19 protein-coding genes are annotated in these 19247 nt (G+C 58.1%); 9 read left to right on the forward strand and 10 right to left on the reverse strand.

Features of this window, described 5'->3' with window-relative positions:
* The first annotated feature begins 1 nt into the window (after window position 1).
* On the forward strand, window positions 2-1015 hold the full coding sequence (locus tag KGA69_RS11550; RefSeq protein ID WP_047044127.1) for a HoxN/HupN/NixA family nickel/cobalt transporter: 1014 nt from the start codon (window positions 2-4) through the stop codon (window positions 1013-1015).
* A gap of 628 nt (window positions 1016-1643) precedes the next feature.
* Here the strand turns inward: KGA69_RS11550 and KGA69_RS11555 are convergent.
* The 3 genes from KGA69_RS11555 to norV form a co-directional block, all read right to left on the reverse strand.
* Window positions 1644-2669 carry an IS110 family RNA-guided transposase gene (locus tag KGA69_RS11555; RefSeq protein ID WP_045398393.1) on the reverse strand — a complete coding sequence of 342 codons (1026 nt, stop codon included), beginning with the start codon at window positions 2667-2669 and terminating at the stop codon, window positions 1644-1646.
* A gap of 279 nt (window positions 2670-2948) precedes the next feature.
* Window positions 2949-4082, reverse strand: coding sequence for an NADH:flavorubredoxin reductase NorW (gene norW, locus KGA69_RS11560; RefSeq protein ID WP_045395398.1), 1134 nt, complete (start codon window positions 4080-4082; stop codon window positions 2949-2951).
* Window positions 4079-5527 carry an anaerobic nitric oxide reductase flavorubredoxin gene (gene norV, locus KGA69_RS11565; RefSeq protein ID WP_045395400.1) on the reverse strand — a complete coding sequence of 483 codons (1449 nt, stop codon included), beginning with the start codon at window positions 5525-5527 and terminating at the stop codon, window positions 4079-4081. Before norV ends, norW begins: the two co-directional genes overlap by 4 nt.
* Before the next feature lie 187 nt (window positions 5528-5714).
* On the opposite strand from norV, the gene norR reads away from it, so the two are divergent.
* Complete coding sequence (norR, locus tag KGA69_RS11570) at window positions 5715-7265, forward strand: nitric oxide reductase transcriptional regulator NorR (protein WP_213293109.1); 1551 nt, start codon at window positions 5715-5717, stop codon at window positions 7263-7265.
* Here the strand turns inward: norR and gutQ are convergent.
* The 7 genes from gutQ to KGA69_RS11605 form a co-directional block, all read right to left on the reverse strand.
* Entirely contained in the window at window positions 7228-8193 is a 966-nt protein-coding gene (gene gutQ / locus KGA69_RS11575; RefSeq protein ID WP_047044133.1) for an arabinose-5-phosphate isomerase GutQ, read from the reverse strand. The genes norR and gutQ overlap by 38 nt on opposite strands.
* Window positions 8186-8959, reverse strand: a complete 774-nt coding sequence (gene srlR / locus KGA69_RS11580; protein ID WP_020078110.1) for a glucitol operon DNA-binding transcriptional repressor SrlR — start codon at window positions 8957-8959, stop codon at window positions 8186-8188. The genes gutQ and srlR overlap by 8 nt, the downstream gene beginning before the upstream one ends.
* A 67-nt stretch (window positions 8960-9026) precedes the next feature.
* On the reverse strand, window positions 9027-9386 hold the full coding sequence (gutM, locus tag KGA69_RS11585) for a transcriptional regulator GutM (protein ID WP_049061183.1): 360 nt from the start codon (window positions 9384-9386) through the stop codon (window positions 9027-9029).
* A gap of 619 nt (window positions 9387-10005) precedes the next feature.
* The gene (gene srlD, locus KGA69_RS11590; RefSeq protein ID WP_008806161.1) at window positions 10006-10785 is read right to left on the reverse strand and encodes a sorbitol-6-phosphate dehydrogenase; all 780 of its coding nucleotides are present in this window, start codon (window positions 10783-10785) and stop codon (window positions 10006-10008) included.
* Between the two features lie 12 nt (window positions 10786-10797).
* On the reverse strand, window positions 10798-11160 hold the full coding sequence (gene srlB, locus KGA69_RS11595) for a PTS glucitol/sorbitol transporter subunit IIA (RefSeq protein ID WP_047049983.1): 363 nt from the start codon (window positions 11158-11160) through the stop codon (window positions 10798-10800).
* A gap of 13 nt (window positions 11161-11173) precedes the next feature.
* Window positions 11174-12145 (reverse strand): PTS glucitol/sorbitol transporter subunit IIB, encoded by a 972-nt coding sequence (locus tag KGA69_RS11600; RefSeq protein ID WP_045377322.1) that lies wholly within the window; start codon window positions 12143-12145, stop codon window positions 11174-11176.
* Complete coding sequence (locus KGA69_RS11605) at window positions 12142-12705, reverse strand: PTS glucitol/sorbitol transporter subunit IIC (RefSeq protein ID WP_047049987.1); 564 nt, start codon at window positions 12703-12705, stop codon at window positions 12142-12144. The genes KGA69_RS11600 and KGA69_RS11605 overlap by 4 nt, the downstream gene beginning before the upstream one ends.
* 276 nt (window positions 12706-12981) lie before the next feature.
* Between KGA69_RS11605 and mltB the strand changes: the two genes are divergently transcribed.
* From mltB to recX, 7 genes are all read left to right on the forward strand, one after another.
* Window positions 12982-14061, forward strand: coding sequence for a lytic murein transglycosylase B (gene mltB, locus KGA69_RS11610; RefSeq protein ID WP_045395411.1), 1080 nt, complete (start codon window positions 12982-12984; stop codon window positions 14059-14061).
* 337 nt (window positions 14062-14398) lie between these two features.
* Window positions 14399-15109, forward strand: a complete 711-nt coding sequence (locus tag KGA69_RS11615) for a metal ABC transporter ATP-binding protein (protein WP_162184079.1) — start codon at window positions 14399-14401, stop codon at window positions 15107-15109.
* On the forward strand, window positions 15106-15969 hold the full coding sequence (locus tag KGA69_RS11620; RefSeq protein WP_045395415.1) for a metal ABC transporter permease: 864 nt from the start codon (window positions 15106-15108) through the stop codon (window positions 15967-15969). The genes KGA69_RS11615 and KGA69_RS11620 overlap by 4 nt, the downstream gene beginning before the upstream one ends.
* A gap of 7 nt (window positions 15970-15976) precedes the next feature.
* Entirely contained in the window at window positions 15977-16855 is an 879-nt protein-coding gene (locus tag KGA69_RS11625; RefSeq protein ID WP_049060481.1) for a metal ABC transporter substrate-binding protein, read from the forward strand.
* A gap of 138 nt (window positions 16856-16993) precedes the next feature.
* Window positions 16994-17491 carry a nicotinamide-nucleotide amidase gene (gene pncC, locus KGA69_RS11630; RefSeq protein WP_020078118.1) on the forward strand — a complete coding sequence of 166 codons (498 nt, stop codon included), beginning with the start codon at window positions 16994-16996 and terminating at the stop codon, window positions 17489-17491.
* An 89-nt stretch (window positions 17492-17580) separates the two neighbouring features.
* On the forward strand, window positions 17581-18639 hold the full coding sequence (recA, locus tag KGA69_RS11635) for a recombinase RecA (RefSeq protein ID WP_015370055.1): 1059 nt from the start codon (window positions 17581-17583) through the stop codon (window positions 18637-18639).
* Window positions 18640-18709: 70 nt separating this feature from the next.
* Window positions 18710-19210: a recombination regulator RecX gene (gene recX / locus KGA69_RS11640; RefSeq protein WP_015370056.1), complete on the forward strand. Its 501-nt coding sequence runs from the start codon at window positions 18710-18712 to the stop codon at window positions 19208-19210.
* The last annotated feature ends 37 nt before the right edge of the window (window positions 19211-19247 follow it).

A 19247-nucleotide genomic window follows, 5' to 3' on the forward strand; every position in this document is an offset into this window, starting at 1 on the left:
GATGATAACGATGATTTTACGCCAACAGCCGCGTGCGGCGGCGCTGGTTCTGGGACTTATCGCCGCGAACGCCCTGGCCTGGCTATGGGCGTTTCAGGCGTTTGGCGATAGCGGGGCATTGATGGCCGCCAGTCTGCTGGCCTGGGGTTACGGTCTGCGCCATGCGGTCGACGCCGACCATATTGCGGCGATTGATAGCGTCACCCGCAAGATGATGCAGCAGGGGCGGCGGCCGTTTGGCGTCGGGGCGTGGTTTTCGCTAGGGCATTCGTCGATCGTGGTGCTGGCGTCGGCGGCGATTGCCGCGACGGCCACCGCCTTCAGCCAGCAGATGAGCTGGCTACACGATACCGGCAGCGTGATTGGCACCGCGGTATCGGCGCTGTTCCTGCTGGCGATGGCGCTGGTCAATCTGGTGATTTTGCGCAGCGTGTGGCGCAGCTTCCAGGCGTGGAAGCGCGGTGAAAAGGTCAGCGATGAGATAGTTAGCGGCGGCGGCATGATGAGCTGGCTGTTTGGCAAAACCTTCCGGCTGATAAGCCGCAGCTGGCAGATGTATCTGGTGGGCTTTTTGTTTGGTCTCGGCTTTGATACCGCCACCGAAATCGGCGTGCTGGGTATTTCCGCCGCCGGCGCGTCGAGCGGCATTTCGATTTGGTCGATAATGGTCTTCCCGGCGCTGTTCGCCAGCGGTATGGCGCTGGTGGATACGCTTGATAATGTGCTGATGGTCGGCGCCTACGGCTGGGCGTTCAGTAAGCCGCAGCGCAAGCTCTATTACAATATGACCATCACCGGTACCTCGGTGGTGGTGGCGCTGTTTATCGGCGGCCTGGAAGCGCTGGGGCTGTTAATGGATAAGTTCGCCCTAAGCGGCGGGGTGTGGCGCTGGGTAGGGGCGTTAAACGATAACCTCGGCGATGCCGGGTTTGTGGTGGTGGGGCTGTTCGTCGTTTGTTGGGCGCTGTCGGTGCTAAATTATCGCTGGCGCGGCTACGATAATCTGGCGCGCTAGGCTGGTTATTTTCCCGGCTTGCGCTGCGCTTAGCCGGGCTACCAGGACAATACTGTAGCCCGGCTAAGGCGTTTACGCCGCGAGCCGGGAAAACCATCACCTCACCAGAACTGTAGATACTGTTATCGGTTTGCAACTTTTTCGCTTTAGAAAAACGTTTATCGCGTGTCGTTTCAGAGGATATTGCGCTCCCGGTTAATTTTTCTGCAATATGTTTTCCGTGGCGCAGGGAGCGCACAGGGGGCGGCCAGTCGCCGCCGCCCCCTGTACCCCCGGGCTCTGGCCGCCAAAATCGCCACTTCGTGGTGCCTTCGACTTATCCCGGCAGGCTTCGGGTCGGGCCGAGGCAGCCTATATGGACGCTCCCGGAATGCAATGCTTTCTTCAGTTCAGTAATAAAACGGGTAGGTGCAGCCATATATCCGGTTTCTGATGGGATTTCTTTATCCCGAACCATGATGAAATCCGCCAGGCAGGTACCAATCATCCTGTGCGAGCTGACTTGCCCTTGCTACCTCTCGGTGTATCCTGCCTGCGGTCTTACCTGTTTTGCCATCTTCTGAAGTCACCTGCACCTACCAGGACGTTAACTCTTTTTCAGCACCTCGTCAGATTGACTGACCTTGTGTCAGGCGAGCTGGCGAGGCTGATATTCAGTATTGTGTGTCAACATTGACCACATGATCCTGGCTGTTTTTGCCGCCATGGCGACAACAGCTACATTGCAGTGCTTCCGCTCAAGTAGTCCCTGAAGCCAGGCATTCTTCTCAACCGCGCCGTTCCGGTTGACCCAGGCGGTAAGTGCGCGTGCGCCGTGAACCAGCAGGTATCGGAAATATCCATCTCCACGTTTGCTGATCCCTCCCAGTTGCTGTTTCCCGCCGCTGGAATGTTCCTTTGGTGTCAGCCCCAGCCATGAAGCGAACTGCTTTGCAGTACTGAATTGTCGGGCATTACCCACTGCCGCTATCACATAAGTGGCCGTTAACATACCAACCCCCGGGATTTTGGCCATTCTCTGGCAGGCTTCCTGCGTTCTGTACCAGGAGGCCAGAGCTTGTTCTACCTGTTTAACTTGCTCCTCAAGTTCCCGGATATGTTTAGACTGTCTGTAGATGCTGGTTCTGACGAAGGGAGATAAACCATTTTCGTCGTCCTCCAGAATGGCTGGCAGCTCATGGGTTAAATGGCTTTGTCCGGCCGCAATCGTAATACCAAACTCAGCAAGTGTGGCTCTTAAACTATTGGAACAGGCGATCCGCTCACGGATAAGTATTCCCCGTTCAGTGTGTAACGCTAAAACGGCCTGCTGCTCTTCGGTTTTTATCTGTACAAAACGCATATTCGGGCGGGTGACCGCTTCGCAGATAGCTTCAGCGTCTGCTGCATCCGTCTTGTTCGTTTTCACATAAGGCTTTACATACTGCGGAGGGATGAGTTTTACCTCATGACCATAGCGGGTGAATAGTCGCGCGAAATGATGACTGGATGAGCAGGCTTCCATGCCAATCAGACAAGGCTCCAGTTGAATAACAAATTGAACAAACTTAGCCCGGGTGAGCTTTTTACGCAAAATAGTATGACCTTCGTGATCGACGCCATGAAGCTGAAAAACGTTCTTTGCCAGGTCGATACCAAGAGTTGATACTTTCATGTGGACGCTCCTCATTTTTTAGGACGTATTGCAACGATCCAGTCTGGTACTTTGATACCGTAAAATCTGGAGCGTCCATCTCATTATCCGTGCAAAACACGGCCCTCAGCCCGCATCCATGCGGGCTGCCCCGGCCTGCCTGTAACGTCTCAGCGATTTTGTGGCCACCAACAGCGGCAGTTTCAGCCAGCATGGTGAATAAATTAAAGGCAGGCCGCATGGACCGTAGGCCGGGTAAGCGTAGCGCCACCCGGCAAAACAGGGTCGCCTGGACGGTAATCACCTCACCAGTTGCTTGAGCAGCGCAAAGGCTTCCTTCATTTTATCTTCGCTCACCACAAAGGCCCGCAGCTGGTTTTCGGCATCCAGACCTTTCGCCACCAGCCCCTCTTTAGCGGCCACGATATTCCACGTCAGATCGTCGCGGCGGGTGTCGCCGGCCAGATGCAGCGGCAGATCCGGCGTTTTCACTTTCACCAGCATTGGCGGCAAGGTGAGCTCGCCCGCTTGCGCCAGCAAATTTTTACTCAGGCACATGGCGCTGAGTAAAATCGGCTGCAGGAACGGCAGTACCGTACCGTTGATTTCCGCACAGTCGCCGAGCGCATAGATTGCCGGATCGCTGGTTTGCAGTTGGCTATTGACTACCACGCCGCGGTTAATCTGCAATCCGGCATGACGCGCCAGCGACGTTTCCGGGCGCAGGCCGGCGGCGGCAACGACCGCATCGACGGTTATCGCGCGCTGGCGGTCGAGGCTGACGCGAATGCCGTCGGCGGTTTGCTCCAGCCCCTCAAGCTGCGTTTTGAGCATCAGATGTACGCCCATCTCGGTAAGCCGATGCTGCAGGCGGCTGCTGGCCTCCGGCGGCATCAGCGCCGCCAGCACGCTGGCTGAGTTATCGACTACCGTTACCGCTTTACCGGCGCGGCAGAAATCCATCGCCAGTTCGCAGCCAATCAGGCCGCCGCCGACGATCAGCACCCGTTTGGCATCGCGGAGCTGGCTCTGCGCCGCGCCATATTCGCGCTGGCTGTTCAGCGTCAGCATCAGCTCGCGCCCCGGCACCGGCGGGATAAACGGCGTCGCGCCGGTGGCCAGCACCAGTTTGTCGTAGCGCCACTGGTTATCCTGGCTCTTCACTAACCGGTTTTCGGCGTCGATATCGCTTACCCAGGTATGGGGAAACAAACGCAGATTGTACTGCTCGGCGAACTCGCCTGCGCTTTGCAGGGTCAGATCGTCGGCCTTCTGCCCGCGGCTGATGACATGGCTGAGATCCGGTTTGTTGTACTCATCCATGCTATCGGCGGCGATTAACGTCAGCGGAATTTGCGTATCCTGCTTACGAATATTTTTCACCAGTTGGCGGGCCGCGAAGCCCGAGCCGATGATGACGATGCCATCACTCATTTTGCCTCCATCGCCAGTACGTCAAAGACATCTTTGCCAAGAGAACACTCAGGGCAGAGGAAATTGTCCGGCACTTCACTCCACGGCGTACCCGGCTGTACATCCTGGTTAGGTTCGCCTTTCGCCGGGTCATAGACCCACTGGCACACGCTGCACTGCATCATGGGACCGAGATCGGCGGCCGCGGCGGCAGCACAGGCGCAGTCCCGTTGTTCCGGCGTTGTCGCTGCTTCAGCAACCGGCAGCGGCGAGAGGGCCCACTGGCGGGCGATGTCGCGTCCGTGTTGGCGGCACAGTTCCAGCGCGTCAATATCCGGGCGCCATTTGGCTTTCAGGCTCAGCGACATCTCAAAACCGGCATCCTGCAGGCGGGTGGACAGGCGGTCTACCGCGCCGCCGCTCCAGCCGTGCGAGCCAAAGGCGCTGGCGCGTTTATTGCGAAAACGCAGCCCGGTCATCTCTTCCACCAGCCCGGCGATTTTCGGCATCATCACGTTGTTCATGGTGGAGGTGCCCACCAGTACGCCTTTCGAGCGGAAAACGTTGGTCAGAATGTCGTTTTTGTCGCTGCGGGCGACGTTGAAGATTTTTACCGCTACCCGCGGGTCGACTTCAGTGATCCCCTGAGCGATGGCGTCCGCCATCATGCGGGTGTTATTGGACATGGTGTCGTAGAAGAGGGTGATGCGATCTTCCTGATAATCCGCCGCCCACTCGAGGTATTTCTCGACGATTTGCGTCGGGTTATCGCGCCAGACCACGCCGTGGGAGGTGGCAATCATATCCACCGGCAGGTTGAAGCCGAGGATTTCAGTAATTTTCGGCGTCACCAGGCGGCTGAAGGGTGTCAGGATGTTGGCGTAGTAGCGCTGGCACTGTTCGTACAGTTCAATCTGGTCCACTTCATCGTTGAACAGGTGTTCGTCGCAGTAGTGCTGGCCGAAGGCGTCGTTGCTGAACAGCACCGCGTCGCCGGTCAGGTAGGTCATCATGCTGTCAGGCCAGTGCAGCATCGGCGTTTCCACGAAGATCAGCTGTTTACCATTACCGATATCGAGAGTATCGCCGGTTTTCACCACGTGGAAGTTCCACTCTGGATGATGATGGTGGCCGTTGATCGAGTCGATGGCGTTGGCGGTGCAGTAAATCGGCGTATCCGGGATCTGCATCATCAGTTCGGTCAGCGCGCCGGCATGGTCCTCTTCGGCGTGGTTAATGACGATGTAGTCGAGGTCAGCCAGATCGATTTCGCTGCGCAGGTTCTGTACGAACTCGCGGCTGAATTTATGATCGACGGTATCGATCAGCACGTTTTTCTCTTCACGGATGAGATAGCTGTTATAGCTGCTGCCGCGCAGCGTTTTATATTCGGTACCGTGGAAATCACGCACTTCCCAATCGCGTTGGCCAACCCAAAGAATGTTATTTTTAACCGCAATAGACATAGCAACCTCAATCAATACAGTGTGTTTAAACTCAGTTGATTGGCTTATATCAAGTTGCGTGCCAACTTTTTAATTCATTGATAATTATGTATTTTTAATTTTTGTTGATTTTGGTTGCTGTCAAAATGACTATTGTTAAAATAGTCGATATGACAATGTGTATTGTCAAAATGACAATGGAGCGGCAATGAGTTTTTCCGTCGACGCGCTGGCGAGAATCGCCATTGATTTACAAAGCGATATCGGTCACAGCGACCGTTTTTCGCGCCTGATTACTACCCTGCGGCAGATTCTCGGCTGCGATGCCTCGGCGCTGCTGCGCTATGAGGCGCATCAGTTTGTGCCGCTGGCGATCGATGGCCTGGCGCAGGATGTGCTCGGTCGGCGCTTTGTCCTGGAAGGGCACCCGCGGCTTGAGGCGATTGCGCGTGCCGGGGATGTGGTGCGCTTCCCGGCGGATAGCGACTTGCCCGACCCCTACGACGGGCTGATCCCCGGCCATGAGAGCCTGAAGGTTCACGCCTGCGTTGGCCTGCCGCTGTTTGCCGGGCAGACGCTGATTGGCGCGCTGACCCTGGACGGGATGGATGCCGACCGTTTCGATAGCTTCAGCGATGAAGAGCTGCGGCTGATTGCCGCGCTGGTGGCTGGCGCCTTGAATAACGCGCTGCTCATCGCCCGCCTTGAGGCGCAAAACGTGTTGCCGGCGCAGCCGGTGAATTACGCGCAGCCTGAGCGTCAGGAGATTATCGGCCTGTCGGCCCCTATGTTGCAGCTGAAAAAAGAGATCGATATCGTCGCCGCCTCGGATTTAAACGTGCTGATTAGCGGCGAAACCGGCACCGGTAAAGAGCTGGTGGCGAAGGCGGTGCATCAGGGGTCGCCGCGAGCCGCTAATCCGCTGGTCTATCTCAACTGCGCGGCGCTGCCGGAAAGCGTGGCGGAGAGCGAGCTGTTCGGCCATGTGAAAGGGGCGTTTACCGGGGCTATCAGCAACCGCAGCGGTAAATTTGAGATGGCTGATAACGGCACCCTGTTCCTTGACGAAATCGGCGAACTGTCGCTGGCGCTGCAGGCGAAACTGCTGCGCGTGCTGCAGTATGGCGATATTCAGCGCGTCGGCGATGACCGCAGCCTGCGGGTCGATGTGCGGGTGCTGGCGGCGACTAACCGCGATCTGCGCCAGGAGGTGGTGGAAGGGCGCTTTCGCGCCGACCTGTACCATCGGCTGAGCGTCTTCCCGCTATCGGTTCCGGCGCTACGCGAGCGGGAAAACGATGTGGTGCTGCTGGCGGGCTATTTCTGTGAGCAGTGCCGCCTGCGGATGGGGCTGGCGCGGGTCATTTTGGCTGAGGCGGCGCGAAACAGGCTGCAGCAGTGGTCCTGGCCGGGCAACGTGCGCGAACTGGAGCATGCTATTCACCGGGCGGTGGTGCTGGCGCGGGCCACCCAGGCCGGCGATGAAGTGGTGCTGGAGCCGCAGCATTTCCAGTTTGCGGTGGCGGCGCCGATGTTGCCGACTGAGACGGCGGCAGCGGCGCCCGCGACGGGAAACGTCAATCTGCGCGAGGCGACCGAAGCTTTTCAGCGAGAAGCGATTAGCCGCGCGCTGGAGGCGAACCAGCGCAACTGGGCGGCGACCGCCCGTGCGCTGGAACTGGACGTCGCCAACCTGCATCGGCTGGCGAAACGTCTGGGGCTTAAAGGATCCCTGCCTGGTAAAAGTTCTGCAGGTTGATGGCGCCGACCAGTTGGCCGTTTTCATCCACTACCGGCGCGGCGCTGATTTTGTGTTTCATCAACCGCTCTTTGGCTTCCACCGCGCGGCTTTCCGCCTGCAGCGTCACGCCGTTGCGGGTCATCGCCTGAGTGACGCCATCGTTGAGCGTACCGCCAGCAACCAGCCAGCGGCGCAGGTCGCCGTCGGTGAACACGCCCTGCACGCGGTTGGCTTCATCGCATACCGCCACCAGGCCAAGTCCGGTTCGGCTTAGTTCAAGCATGGCGTCCATGACGTTAGCCTCGGTATTGACCCGCGGCACTTCTTCGTCGCGGCGCATCAGGTGATGCACTTTGTTCAGCAGACGCGCGCCGAGGGCGCCCGCCGGGTGGGAACGGGCGAAATCTTCTTCATTGAAACCGCGCGCCTGCATCACCGCCATCGCCAGCGCGTCGCCCAGCATCAGCGTGTTGACGGTGCTGGAGGTCGGGGCCAGATGCATCGGACAGGCTTCACGCTCCACGGCGATATCCAGCACCGCTTTCGCCGCCAGCGCCAGCGGCGAGGTGGATTTGCCGGTCATCGCCAGCAGCGGAATGGATTTCTCTTCCAGCCGCGGCACGATGAGATCCAGCTCTTTCGCGCTACCGGAGTAGGAGATAAACAGCATCACGTCGCGGCTATCGAGCATGCCGAGATCGCCGTGCAGGGCTTCCGCCGGATGGACGAAAAACGCCGGGGTGCCGGTGCTGGCGAAGGTTGCCGCCAGCTTTTTACCGATGTGGCCGGATTTACCGATACCGGAGACAATCAGTTTGCCCTCGCAGTGGATGATGGTTTCCGCCGCGCGGATGAAGTCGTCGCCCAGGCGCTCCGGCAGGCGGCTCGCCTCCTGTAGTTCAAGCATCAGGGTCTGGCGTCCGGCCTCTAACAAAAAGTTACTCATGATGTTCTCCAGTAATAATGACTTCAATACCTTTTGCTTCCAGCGCCCGCTGGAATTCAGGGTCAATATCGGCATCGGTAATCAATTTATCCACGCGCTCAAGGCCGCAGACAATATTGGGACTTTTACGGCCAAACTTTGATGAGTCGGCCATCAGGATCACTTCGCGGGCGGCGTTACACATCGCCTTACTTACGGTATAGACCTCGTTAAAGGTGGTGACGCCCGCCACCAGATCAATACCATCGGTGCCCATAAACAGCTTGTCGAAGCTGAATTGTTCGAAGGCATTTTCCGCCAGTTGGCCGTGAAAGGAGGCCGATTTTTTACGGAAGGTGCCGCCCGGCATCAGGATAGTCTGCTCGTTATCGAGCTCGGAAAGTGCGTTGACGATATGCAGGCTGTTGGTCATCACCGTAATGTTATTGAAGCGGCTCAGCAGCGGCACCATCTGCAGCACGGTGCTGCCGGCGTCGAGGATAATTGAATCGCCATCGTGGATATATCGCACGGCGGCCTCGGCAATCTGCGCTTTCTTATGAGTGTTGATCAGCGTCTTGTGGTCGATAGGCGGGTCGGCCTCGTCTTTATTTAACACTACGCCGCCGTAGGTACGGATGACGGTCCCGGCATTCTCCAGAATCACCAGATCCTTGCGGATAGTGGTGCCGGTGGTGTCGAAGTGTTGCGCCAGCTCTTCGACCGAGCATTTGCCCTGCGATTGCAGGTGCTCGAGAATGGCTGCCTGGCGCTGACGTGGTTTCATAGGCGTTGTATCCTGCGTTTAAGTTTCGAAGTGATAATTTCGCAAGATATTAACTTTCACAACGAAATTATGCATGTTTCGGATTAAGCGCTAATGATAGTGCATTCTGACAGAGCGGATCATTGGGAAAGATCACATCAGGCTGCAATTCCTCGAGATGTTTACCGGTAAGCGTGGGAATTTTTCGCGGGCTGGCGAAGACGGTTAGGCCCTTCATCAACAGCGTATCGCAAATACGATCGTTTTCATCGATGGCGATAGCGACAATCGCGCGCGGTTTAAAGCGCCCGGCGGAACGGCCGACGCCAACGCGGCCCTGCTGGCAAAGGCTATCAAAGGCGCGATTGAAGCGGCGGATCTGCCAGCCGCCGAAAGCCAGTTGGCAAAGCCAGGCAATAGCGGCGACGGTAGTGAGTGCGGTAACCATAATGTCTCCTGAAGGTGTGATGCCGGGTACAACCCGGGTACCGTTTTTTGTCGGGTGGCGGCTAACGCCTTACCCGACCTACGCCGGCATATGGTCTGTAGGCCCGCGCAAGCGTAGCTCCGCTGGGCAATAACCGCGGGTAAAGAGCTACTTTCGCGCCGGATGGCGGCAGCGCCTTATCCGGCCTACGGTCCGTGCCATTGTGAGCTTAAGATCTCTATTTTGTAACCATGGCTACTGAAACTGCGGTGTTGGTGGCCTCAAAATCGCTGAGACGTTCCCGGAAGGCCGGGGCAGCCCGCATGGATGCGGGCTGAGGGCCGTGATTTGCAGGGACGCTGCCTCGGCCCGACCCGGAGCCTGCCGGGATTAGTCGAAGGTACCACGAAGTGGCGATTTTGGCAGCCAGAGCCCGGGAGTACAGAGGGCGGCGGCGACTGGCCGCCCTCTGTGCGCTCCCTGCGCCATGAGAGCCATAACGCAGAAGAAATATCGGGAGCGCAATCTGCTCTGAAATAATAAAAAACAACTGTTTTTCCCCAACCAAAACCGTTGCAAACCGATAACAGTATCTATGGTTTTTTTTGCCCGGATAAGCGCAGCGCCATCCGGGAACCTTTTAAAACATCACCTGGCCGCCGGTGACGTTAATCGACTGCCCGGTGCAGTACGACGCCTGCGGGCTGGCGTAAAACATCAAGACGTTCAGCACATCCTGGTAATCGCAGCCGCGTTTCAACGGCACCTTATCGATGTAGTACTGCTCGACTTCGCTCTCATCAATGCCGAGCTTGGTGGCGTACTGCGGCAGCAGCGACTGGAACATCGGTGATTTCAACAGATTGCCGAGCATCAGCGAATGCACGGTAATACCGTATTCCGCCAGATCCAGCGCCAGCGACTGGGTCAGCCCGACGCCGCCGAACTTCGCCGCGCTATAGCCTGAGTTATGCTTACTGCCGACTTTGCCGGATTTCGAGTTAATCTGAATGATGCGACCTTTAATGCCATCGCGGATCATCAGCCGTGAGAACTCGCGGGCGCAGAGGAAATAGCCCACCAGGTTGACCTGCAGCGAGCGGTCAAAATCGCCCAGCGCGAAGTCGCTAATAAACGCGGCCTTAGCGATACCGGCACTGTAGACCAGGAGATCGACGCGCGTGAAAATCTCATCTACGCCGTGGGCCAGCGCCGTGACGCTGGCTTCGCTGGTGGCGTCGGCGCCGAAGCCGTATGCCGTACCTTCGCCATATTCAGCGTTGATCTCCTGGGCGACGCGGCTGGCTTTTTCACTTTGAATATCAACCACCGCCACGCGGTAGCCCTCGGCGGCCAGACCGCGGCACAGAAACTCTCCTAAGGTTTGTCCGCCACCAATGACAACAGCAACCTGATTCATCTTTCTCTCCTTCTAAGCAACAAATTTCAGTACGCAACCGGTCGCGATGGCGTCCGGCACCGGGCCCGCGACGTGAACGGTTCCGGGAAACTCCGCCTGACGATGGCCGTCGAAGCGCAGGGTGATGTGGCCCAGCTCGCGCAGGTTTTGCTCGGCGACCTCGCCGACGGCGGTCACCGGGTAACGCCGATCGCCGAGCTGCAGTTCCGCGCCCGGGCGCAGCGCGCCGCACAGCTCGCCGTGGTTGTGAATAAAGCAGTACTCTTCGATATCGGCCGGGGCGCCTTCGCGGAAGGTAATGAGCATCTGTTCTTCCAGCGCCGTCGCCGCGCTGGCGCCGATACGGGTAATGGTGGTGTGGTAAATGACGGTCATCTTCAGGAACCTCTTACTGGTAAATAAATCCGGAAACGAACCACGCGATCAGCACGGTTGGCGCGCCGGTGAGGAAGCGGCTGACCAGAACTGACGGCACGCCGACGCGCACGGTATCCTGACGGGCTTCGGCCAGCGACAGACCTACCGGGATAAAATCGCAGGCGGCCTGGGCATTAATGGCAAACAGCGCGGGCAGGGCGAGATGCGGTGGAATGTTGCCCAGACCGATCTGGACGCCGATCAGCACACCGATCACCTGGGCTATCACCGCGCCGGGGCCGAGAAACGGCGATAACAGTGGGAAGGAGCAGATCAGTGCCAGCGTCACCAGCCCCAGCGGATGACTGGCGAGCGGCGCCAGGCCGTGGGCAATCCAGTCGCCGATACCGGAGGCCATGATGATGCCGATCAGCGCCGAGACGAAGGCCATAAACGGCAGGATGGTTTTCAGCACCGTATCAATGGTGTCGCGCCCGGCCTGGAACAGTACCGCGACCACCGAACCCATTCCCATTCCGACCTTAGCCAGCAGGCCGTCGCTCTGTTCGGTAATCTTCTTGCTGGCATCGTAATCGCGGCCCGCGGCGGGGAGTGGTTGCGCTGCCGTCTCGCCGCTATCTTCCAGCAGTTTGATGTTCTCTTCTTTTACTCCGGAGACGTAAATATCTTCGACGATGTACTGCGCCAGCGGCCCGGATTTACCGGTGGCGTGGATGTTGATGGTCGGAATACGGCGCTTCGGATAGAGGCCGCATCGCAGGGTGCCGCCGCAGTCAATAATGGCGATGCCGATTTCGCTTTCCGCCGGTTCACCCTCTTTAAATCCATCAACCGCCTGCCAGCCGGTCAGGCTGGCGAGCGTATCGACGATCGCCGGGCGGGTGCCTGCGGTGATATAGACAATCTTTTTGCCCTCAACGACGTCGAGCTCAAGCGGGCCGCCCCAACCGCCGGTCCCTTTTTCAATACGAATACGGGTCATGATGTCGCTCCTGACAGACGCACTTTCTGGTCAAGTTGAATCGCCATTTTTTTCTCGAAAATAGAGGTGGTCAGGTCGGTGACCCAGCCGCGGAAGAAGTTGGTTACCAGGCCAACCAGCAGGTAGCTCACCGCCAGCGGGCCAAGCGGCAGGCCCAGCGTGGTGAGGCCGTTGGCGATGCCGAGATAAACAAACAGCTCGCCGGGGTTGATGTGCGGAAACAGCCCGTTCATCGAATGACAGCTATAGGAGGCCGCCGCGTAGTAGCTCGGTTTGTATTTCTCCGGCATAAAGCGGCCAAGGCTTAAGGTCATGGGATTGCAGAAGACAAAGGTGCCGATGCAGGGCAGCAGCAGGTAACGGGTAAGCGGGTTGCCGGCGCAGCGCTGCGCCAGCTTTTCGATCCGCTGCTGGCCGATAAAGTTGATCAGCGCGTTCATGATCACCAGCAGGCTTATCAGCAGCGGCAGGATCCCGGTCACCATACCGGTAAACACCTCGCCGCCTTTCTGAAACAGGCCGATGAACCACTCAGCGCCGTGGGTAACGATTTCAATCATTGTTCTCTCCTTCAGCGTGTTATTTTTCTTGCTAACTGGAGGCTGATTTTAATCACTTTGAAAGGTTTGAAAGTGTTAAATTGATCGCAAAATGAAAGACAAATATTTTATTTTGAAAGTTTGTGCGCGATGAGTGAAAAAATTAACGTGCGGATCGAATGCGGAGAACGTGCAAAAAAAGAACTATTTTGTCTGCAAATGTATTGCCGCTTCCTTGTTGGCGGGCGCATGCTTTACCATAATTACCCTTTGCCGATTTTGTTAAATGGAATTCCCATGTTGAAGCGTCGCTATCTGGCTTTACTCCCTTTATGTGCACTTCTCGCTGCCTGCAGCAGCAAACCTAAGACCCCCGCGGAAGCGGAGATGGCGAGCGGAACCGGCGGCTTTTTGCTGGAACCGCAGCATAACGTGATGCAGATGGGCGGCGATTTCGCCAATAACCCAGCGGCGGCGCAGTTCATCGATAAGATGGTGGCGAAGCACGGCTTCGATAGACAGCAGCTCCAGGAGATCCTGTCGCAGGCCAAGCGCCTGGACTACGTGTTGCGACTGATGGATCGCCAGGCGCCAAGCGGGCTGCCGCCGACCGGGCCAAACGGCGCCTGGTTACGCTATAAGAAACAGTTTATTACGCCGGATAACGTGCAGAACGGCGTGGTGTTCTGGAACCAGTATCAGGACGCGCTGAACCGCGCGTATCAGGTCTACGGCGTACCGCCGGAAATCATCGTCGGCATTATCGGCGTGGAAACCCGCTGGGGCCGGGTGATGGGCAAAACGCGCATCCTCGATGCGCTGGCGACGCTGTCGTTCAACTATCCGCGCCGCGCGGAATACTTCTCCTCTGAGCTGGAAACCTTCCTGCTGATGGCGCGCAGCGAAAGCGATGACCCGCTGGATCTGAAAGGCTCCTTTGCCGGCGCGATGGGCTACGGCCAGTTTATGCCGTCGTCCTATAAGCAATACGCGGTGGACTTCAACGGCGATGGACATATCAACCTGTGGGATCCGGTTGATGCCATCGGCAGCGTGGCGAACTACTTTAAACAGCACGGCTGGGTGAGCGGCGATACCGTTGCGGTGCAGGCGCTGGGCCAGGCGCCGGGTCTGGATAACGGCTTTAAAACCAAATACAGCATTTCACAGCTGTCTGCGGCGGGGTTAACCCCAACGCAGCCGCTGGGCAACCATCAGCAGGCCAGCCTGCTGCGGCTGGATATCGGCACCGGGTACCAGTACTGGTATGGTCTGCCGAACTTCTACACTATCACCCGTTATAACCACAGCACCCACTACGCGATGGCTGTCTGGCAACTGGGGCTGGCGGTTTCGCAGGCCCGCGGCGGGTATTGATCCTTTCATCCAGCCGATATATTTCGAGTTCCCCGGATGGCGGCGCGTAGCGCCTTATCCGGGCTACGGTCTGGTATCCGTTTGGTAGCCCCGGTAAGCGCAGCGCGACCGGGGACATCTTCCCCGTGACGCCGCGCTTATCCTCCGTTTTTTCCCGTCTGCATGCCTTTTGTTGACCTTTGTTACATTTCCTCTCGCTGACGCAGATTTACATTCTTTTCTGAATCTCATATTGTTATGTTATAACATTTTAATGAGGCAGGAATATGTTCACATCGGTTTTTATGGCATCCGGCGCGGTGCGCGTGGCAATTGCCTGCGGACTGCTGGCGGCGCTATGGCTGGCCACATGGTGGGCGGTGGCGCTGCCATGATTGAGCTGGATCATCTGGTTGCCGGGTATGAGGGCATGGCAATCACTCCGGCGATGAGCGGCGTGATTGCGGCCGGAAGCCTGACGGCGATAGTCGGCCTTAATGGCTGCGGTAAATCGACGCTGCTGAAAACGCTGGCTGGATTTATTCCGCCGGTTAGCGGCCGGCTGAACTGGTGCAAAGGGCGGCCCGTGGTCGGCTGGCTTGCGCAGCGCCATGCCCTGGAATCACAGTTTCCGCTGCTGGTTCGCGATGTCGTCAGCCAGGGGGCCTGGCCGCGGGTCTCGCTGCTGCGCGGTCTGGGCGGCGGCGAGCGTCGGCGCATCGCGGCGGCGCTGGAGCGGGTTGGGCTCAGCGCGATGGCCAATACGCCGATTGAAGAACTCTCGGGCGGCCAGTTCCAGCGCATGCTCTTTGCCAGGGTGATGGTGCAACAGGCGCCGCTGGTGATGTTGGACGAGCCGTTTACCGGCATCGATGAGGCCACCAGCCGCGAGCTGATGGCGCTTATCGTCGATATGCATCGCCAGGGGCAAACGATTCTGGCGGTGCTGCACGACAACCAGTGCGTGGCCGATTTCTTCCCAGAGACGCTGCTACTTGAACCCCAGCACGCGCGCTGGGGCGAGACGTCAAGCGTGCTTCCCGCCTTCAACACCGCGAGGCAGGCATGATCTGGCATACCTTTTTTCAACCTTTTATTGAATTTGGCTTTATGCGCCGGGCGCTCGTGGTGTGCTTCGCGCTGTCGCTGAGCACCACCATGCTGGGCGTGCTATTGCTGCTGCGGCGGATGAGCCTGATGGGCGATGCGCTGTCGCACGCCATTCTGCCGGGGGTGGCGGCGGGTTATCTCCTTAACGGTATGTCGCTGCTGGCGATGAGCGTCGGCGGATTTATCGCCGGGATCGCGGTGGCGCTGGTGGCAGGCTGGGTCAGCCGGCGAACGCCGCTCAAAGAGGACGCCAGTTTTGCCGGGTTTTACCTCGGCTCGCTGGCCCTTGGCGTCACGCTGGTCTCGCTGCGCGGCTCCAGCGTCGATCTGCTGCATCTGCTGTTTGGTTCGATTCTGGCGGTGGATAGCGACGCGGCGTTCTTTGTCACCGGCGTGGCGAGCCTGACGCTGCTGTGCATTGCGCTGTTTTATCGCGGGCTGGTCAGCGAGGCGTTCGATAGCGCCTGGCTACAGGTCAACGCGCGGCGGCTACCGGCGCTGCTGCACGGCCTGTTTCTTGCGCTCTTGGTACTGAACCTGGTGGCGGGGTTTCAGGTGCTCGGCACGCTAATGGCGGTAGGGCTGATGATGTTGCCCGCGGTAGCGGCGCGCTGCTGGGCGCGGACGCTGCCGGGCATTTTGTTGCTGGCGGCGGCGATCGGCGCGTGTTGCGCCTGGATGGGATTGAGCCTTTCGTGGGCAGTGAATTTACCCGCCGGGCCCGCCATCGTGCTGACCGCCAGCGTACTGTTTTTTATTTCAGTGTTTTTTGGCACGCGCAGCCGGCTGGTCGTTGGCTGGCGCAAATTAATGGGGTAAGGAAATGATGAAACGAAGTGCAGTGGTGATGGTGTTAGCCGTGGGGCTGATGGCGCAGGGGGCGATGGCAAAAACGCTGAACGTGGTAAGCAGCTTTTCGGTGCTGGGCGATATGGCGCAGCAGATAGGCGGCGAGCATGTTCATGTCGATACGCTGGTAGGGCCGGATGGCGATCCGCACACCTTTGAACCCTCACCGAAGGATAGCGCGCTGCTCAGCAAAGCCGACGTGGTGGTGGTCAACGGGCTTGGTCTGGAAGGGTGGCTGGATCGGCTGGTGAAAGCATCCGGTTTTAAGGGCGAATTAGTGGTGGCGTCAAAAGGGGTTAAGACGCATACCCTCGATGAAGACGGGAAAACGGTGACCGATCCCCACGCCTGGAATAGCGCCGCCAATGGCGCGCTGTACGCGCAGAATATCCTTGATGGCCTGGTGAAAGCCGACCCGCAGGATAAAGCGGCGCTCCAGAGCAGCGGTAAGCGTTATATCGAGCAGCTGACGGCAATTGACGGCTGGGCGAAGGCGCAGTTTAGCGCCATCCCGCAGGCGAAGCGTAAAGTGCTGACCAGCCATGACGCTTTCGGCTATTTTGGCCGCGCTTACCACGTGACGTTCCTCGCGCCGCAGGGGCTCTCATCCGAGAGCGAAGCCAGCGCGGCGCAGGTGGCGGCGTTGATTAAGCAAATCAAAGCCGATGGCGTGCATACCTGGTTTATGGAAAACCAGCTGGACCCGCGTCTGGTGCAGCAAATCGCTGGCGCGACGGGGGCGCAACCGGGCGGCGAACTCTATCCTGAAGCGCTGTCTAAGCCGGGGGGCGTGGCCGATAGCTACGTTAAAATGCTGCGCCATAACGTCGAACTCATCGCCAACAGTATGAAGTAACAGGTTGTCTGGTCGTCCCGGTTGCAGCGGGACGGCCCATTTTTGGATCCCCCCTCGTAAAATCACCACCTCGTCCCCATATCTCTGCCGAAAGTGCTATCTTTGATGGCCTCTTTATCTGGCTTAAGCGGGGCAAAAATGACCGATTCAGAATTAATGCAGCTAAGCGAACAGGTTGGGCTGGCGCTGAAAGCGCAGGGCGCGACGGTGACCACCGCGGAGTCCTGCACCGGCGGCTGGATAGCCAAAGCGCTGACCGATATTGCTGGTAGCTCAGCGTGGTTTGAGCGCGGTTTCGTAACCTATAGCAACGAAGCCAAATCGCAGATGATTGGCGTGAGTGAAGTGACGTTACTGGATAACGGCGCGGTGAGCGAACCGGTGGTTGTCGAGATGGCGATTGGCGCGCTACGCGCGGCTCGCGCCACCTATGCGGTCTCGGTCAGCGGTATCGCCGGCCCGGACGGCGGCAGCGCGGAGAAGCCCGTCGGCACCGTGTGGTTCGGCGTCGCCTGTGCGAACGGGCAGGGCGTGACCCGCCGCGAATGCTTTGCCGGAGACCGCGAAGCGGTGCGTCGTCAGGCGACGGCCTATGCGTTAAATCTGCTCTGGCAACAATTTCTACAAAACACTTGATACTGTATGACCATACAGTATAATTGCTTCAACTGAACAAATATTAACGGCGAAGCGAACGCGCTTCACCTCGCATGACAGGAGTAACAATGGCGATCGACGAAAACAAACAGAAAGCGTTGGCGGCAGCACTGGGCCAGATCGAAAAGCAATTCGGTAAAGGCTCCATCATGCGCCTGGGTGAAGACCGTTCCATGGACGTGGAAACCATCTCCACCGGTTCGCTTTCTCTGGATATCGCGCTCGGCGCAGGCGGTCTGCCAATGGGCCGTATCGTTGAGATTTACGGGCCGGAATCATCGGGTAAAACTACCCTGACGCTGCAGGTTATCGCCGCAGCGCAGCGTGAAGGCAAAACCTGTGCGTTCATCGATGCCGAACACGCGCTGGATCCGGTATATGCCCGCAAGCTGGGCGTTGATATCGACAACCTGCTGTGCTCCCAGCCGGATACCGGCGAGCAGGCTCTGGAAATCTGTGACGCGCTGGCGCGTTCCGGCGCGGTAGACGTTATCGTCGTCGACTCCGTGGCGGCGCTGACGCCGAAGGCGGAAATCGAAGGCGAAATCGGCGACTCTCACATGGGCCTCGCGGCGCGTATGATGAGCCAGGCGATGCGTAAACTGGCTGGTAACCTGAAGCAGTCCAACACGCTGCTGATCTTCATCAACCAGATCCGTATGAAAATCGGCGTGATGTTCGGTAACCCGGAAACCACCACCGGCGGTAACGCGCTGAAGTTCTATGCCTCCGTGCGTCTGGACATTCGCCGCATCGGCGCGGTGAAAGAGGGCGACAACGTCGTCGGCAGCGAAACCCGCGTGAAAGTGGTGAAAAACAAAATCGCCGCGCCGTTCAAACAGGCTGAATTCCAGATCCTCTACGGTGAAGGTATCAACTTCTTCGGCGAGCTGGTTGACCTCGGCGTGAAAGAGAAGCTGATTGAAAAAGCGGGCGCCTGGTATAGCTACAACGGCGACAAAATCGGCCAGGGTAAAGCGAACGCTATCTCCTGGCTGAAAGATAACCCGGCGGCGGCGAAAGAAATTGAGAAGAAAGTTCGCGAACTGCTGCTCAACAACCAGGATTCCACGCCGGACTTCGCGGTTGACGGCAACGACGCAGAAGAAACCGAACAAGATTTCTGATATCGTCTAAAAGAGTGACAAAGGGCTGCTGATGCGGCCCTTTTGCTTTTCTAAGATTATCGAGGTGCCTGTGACTGAGACTTCACCACGCCGCTCCGGCTACGCGCGTCTGTTGGATCGCGCAATTCGTATTCTGGCGATGCGCGATCATAGCGAACAGGAACTGCGGCGTAAGCTGGCGGCGCCGGTAATGAGTAAAAACGGCCCTGAAAAGCTGGACATCACGCCGGAAGAGCTCGAGCAGGTGGTCGGCTGGTGCCTGGAAAACCGCTATCTTGATGACCAACGTTTTGTACGCCAGTTTATCGCCAGCCGGAGCCGCAAGGGCTACGGCCCGGCGCGTATCCGCCAGGAGTTGAATCAAAAGGGCATTGGCCGCAGCGACATCGAAAGCGCGATGCGCGAGTGTGAAATCGACTGGGCGGCGCTGGCCAAAGAGCAGGCGCAGCGTAAATACGGCGAACCGTTACCTTCCGCCTTTACTGAAAAAGTTAAAATCCAGCGCTTTTTGCTCTACCGCGGCTATCTGATGGAAGATATCCAGGAAATCTGGCGAAATTTTGCAGATTGACCCATCGGGGATTTTACTTCCCTCTAAAGAAAACTTA

This window comes from Klebsiella sp. A52, from assembly GCF_018388785.1.
GTDB classification, from domain to species: domain Bacteria; phylum Pseudomonadota; class Gammaproteobacteria; order Enterobacterales; family Enterobacteriaceae; genus Klebsiella; species Klebsiella aerogenes.

Coding starts and splice junctions, on each gene's coding strand:
- KGA69_RS11550 (WP_047044127.1), top strand. CDS start 2: ATGATAACGATGATTTTACGCCAACAGCCGCGTGCGGCGGCGCTGGTT.
- KGA69_RS11555 (WP_045398393.1), bottom strand. CDS start 2,669: ATGAAAGTATCAACTCTTGGTATCGACCTGGCAAAGAACGTTTTTCAG.
- norW (WP_045395398.1), bottom strand. CDS start 4,082: ATGAGTGATGGCATCGTCATCATCGGCTCGGGCTTCGCGGCCCGCCAA.
- norV (WP_045395400.1), bottom strand. CDS start 5,527: ATGTCTATTGCGGTTAAAAATAACATTCTTTGGGTTGGCCAACGCGAT.
- norR (WP_213293109.1), top strand. CDS start 5,715: ATGAGTTTTTCCGTCGACGCGCTGGCGAGAATCGCCATTGATTTACAA.
- gutQ (WP_047044133.1), bottom strand. CDS start 8,193: ATGAGTAACTTTTTGTTAGAGGCCGGACGCCAGACCCTGATGCTTGAA.
- srlR (WP_020078110.1), bottom strand. CDS start 8,959: ATGAAACCACGTCAGCGCCAGGCAGCCATTCTCGAGCACCTGCAATCG.
- gutM (WP_049061183.1), bottom strand. CDS start 9,386: ATGGTTACCGCACTCACTACCGTCGCCGCTATTGCCTGGCTTTGCCAA.
- srlD (WP_008806161.1), bottom strand. CDS start 10,785: ATGAATCAGGTTGCTGTTGTCATTGGTGGCGGACAAACCTTAGGAGAG.
- srlB (WP_047049983.1), bottom strand. CDS start 11,160: ATGACCGTCATTTACCACACCACCATTACCCGTATCGGCGCCAGCGCG.
- KGA69_RS11600 (WP_045377322.1), bottom strand. CDS start 12,145: ATGACCCGTATTCGTATTGAAAAAGGGACCGGCGGTTGGGGCGGCCCG.
- KGA69_RS11605 (WP_047049987.1), bottom strand. CDS start 12,705: ATGATTGAAATCGTTACCCACGGCGCTGAGTGGTTCATCGGCCTGTTT.
- mltB (WP_045395411.1), top strand. CDS start 12,982: ATGTTGAAGCGTCGCTATCTGGCTTTACTCCCTTTATGTGCACTTCTC.
- KGA69_RS11615 (WP_162184079.1), top strand. CDS start 14,399: ATGGCTGGCCACATGGTGGGCGGTGGCGCTGCCATGATTGAGCTGGAT.
- KGA69_RS11620 (WP_045395415.1), top strand. CDS start 15,106: ATGATCTGGCATACCTTTTTTCAACCTTTTATTGAATTTGGCTTTATG.
- KGA69_RS11625 (WP_049060481.1), top strand. CDS start 15,977: ATGAAACGAAGTGCAGTGGTGATGGTGTTAGCCGTGGGGCTGATGGCG.
- pncC (WP_020078118.1), top strand. CDS start 16,994: ATGACCGATTCAGAATTAATGCAGCTAAGCGAACAGGTTGGGCTGGCG.
- recA (WP_015370055.1), top strand. CDS start 17,581: ATGGCGATCGACGAAAACAAACAGAAAGCGTTGGCGGCAGCACTGGGC.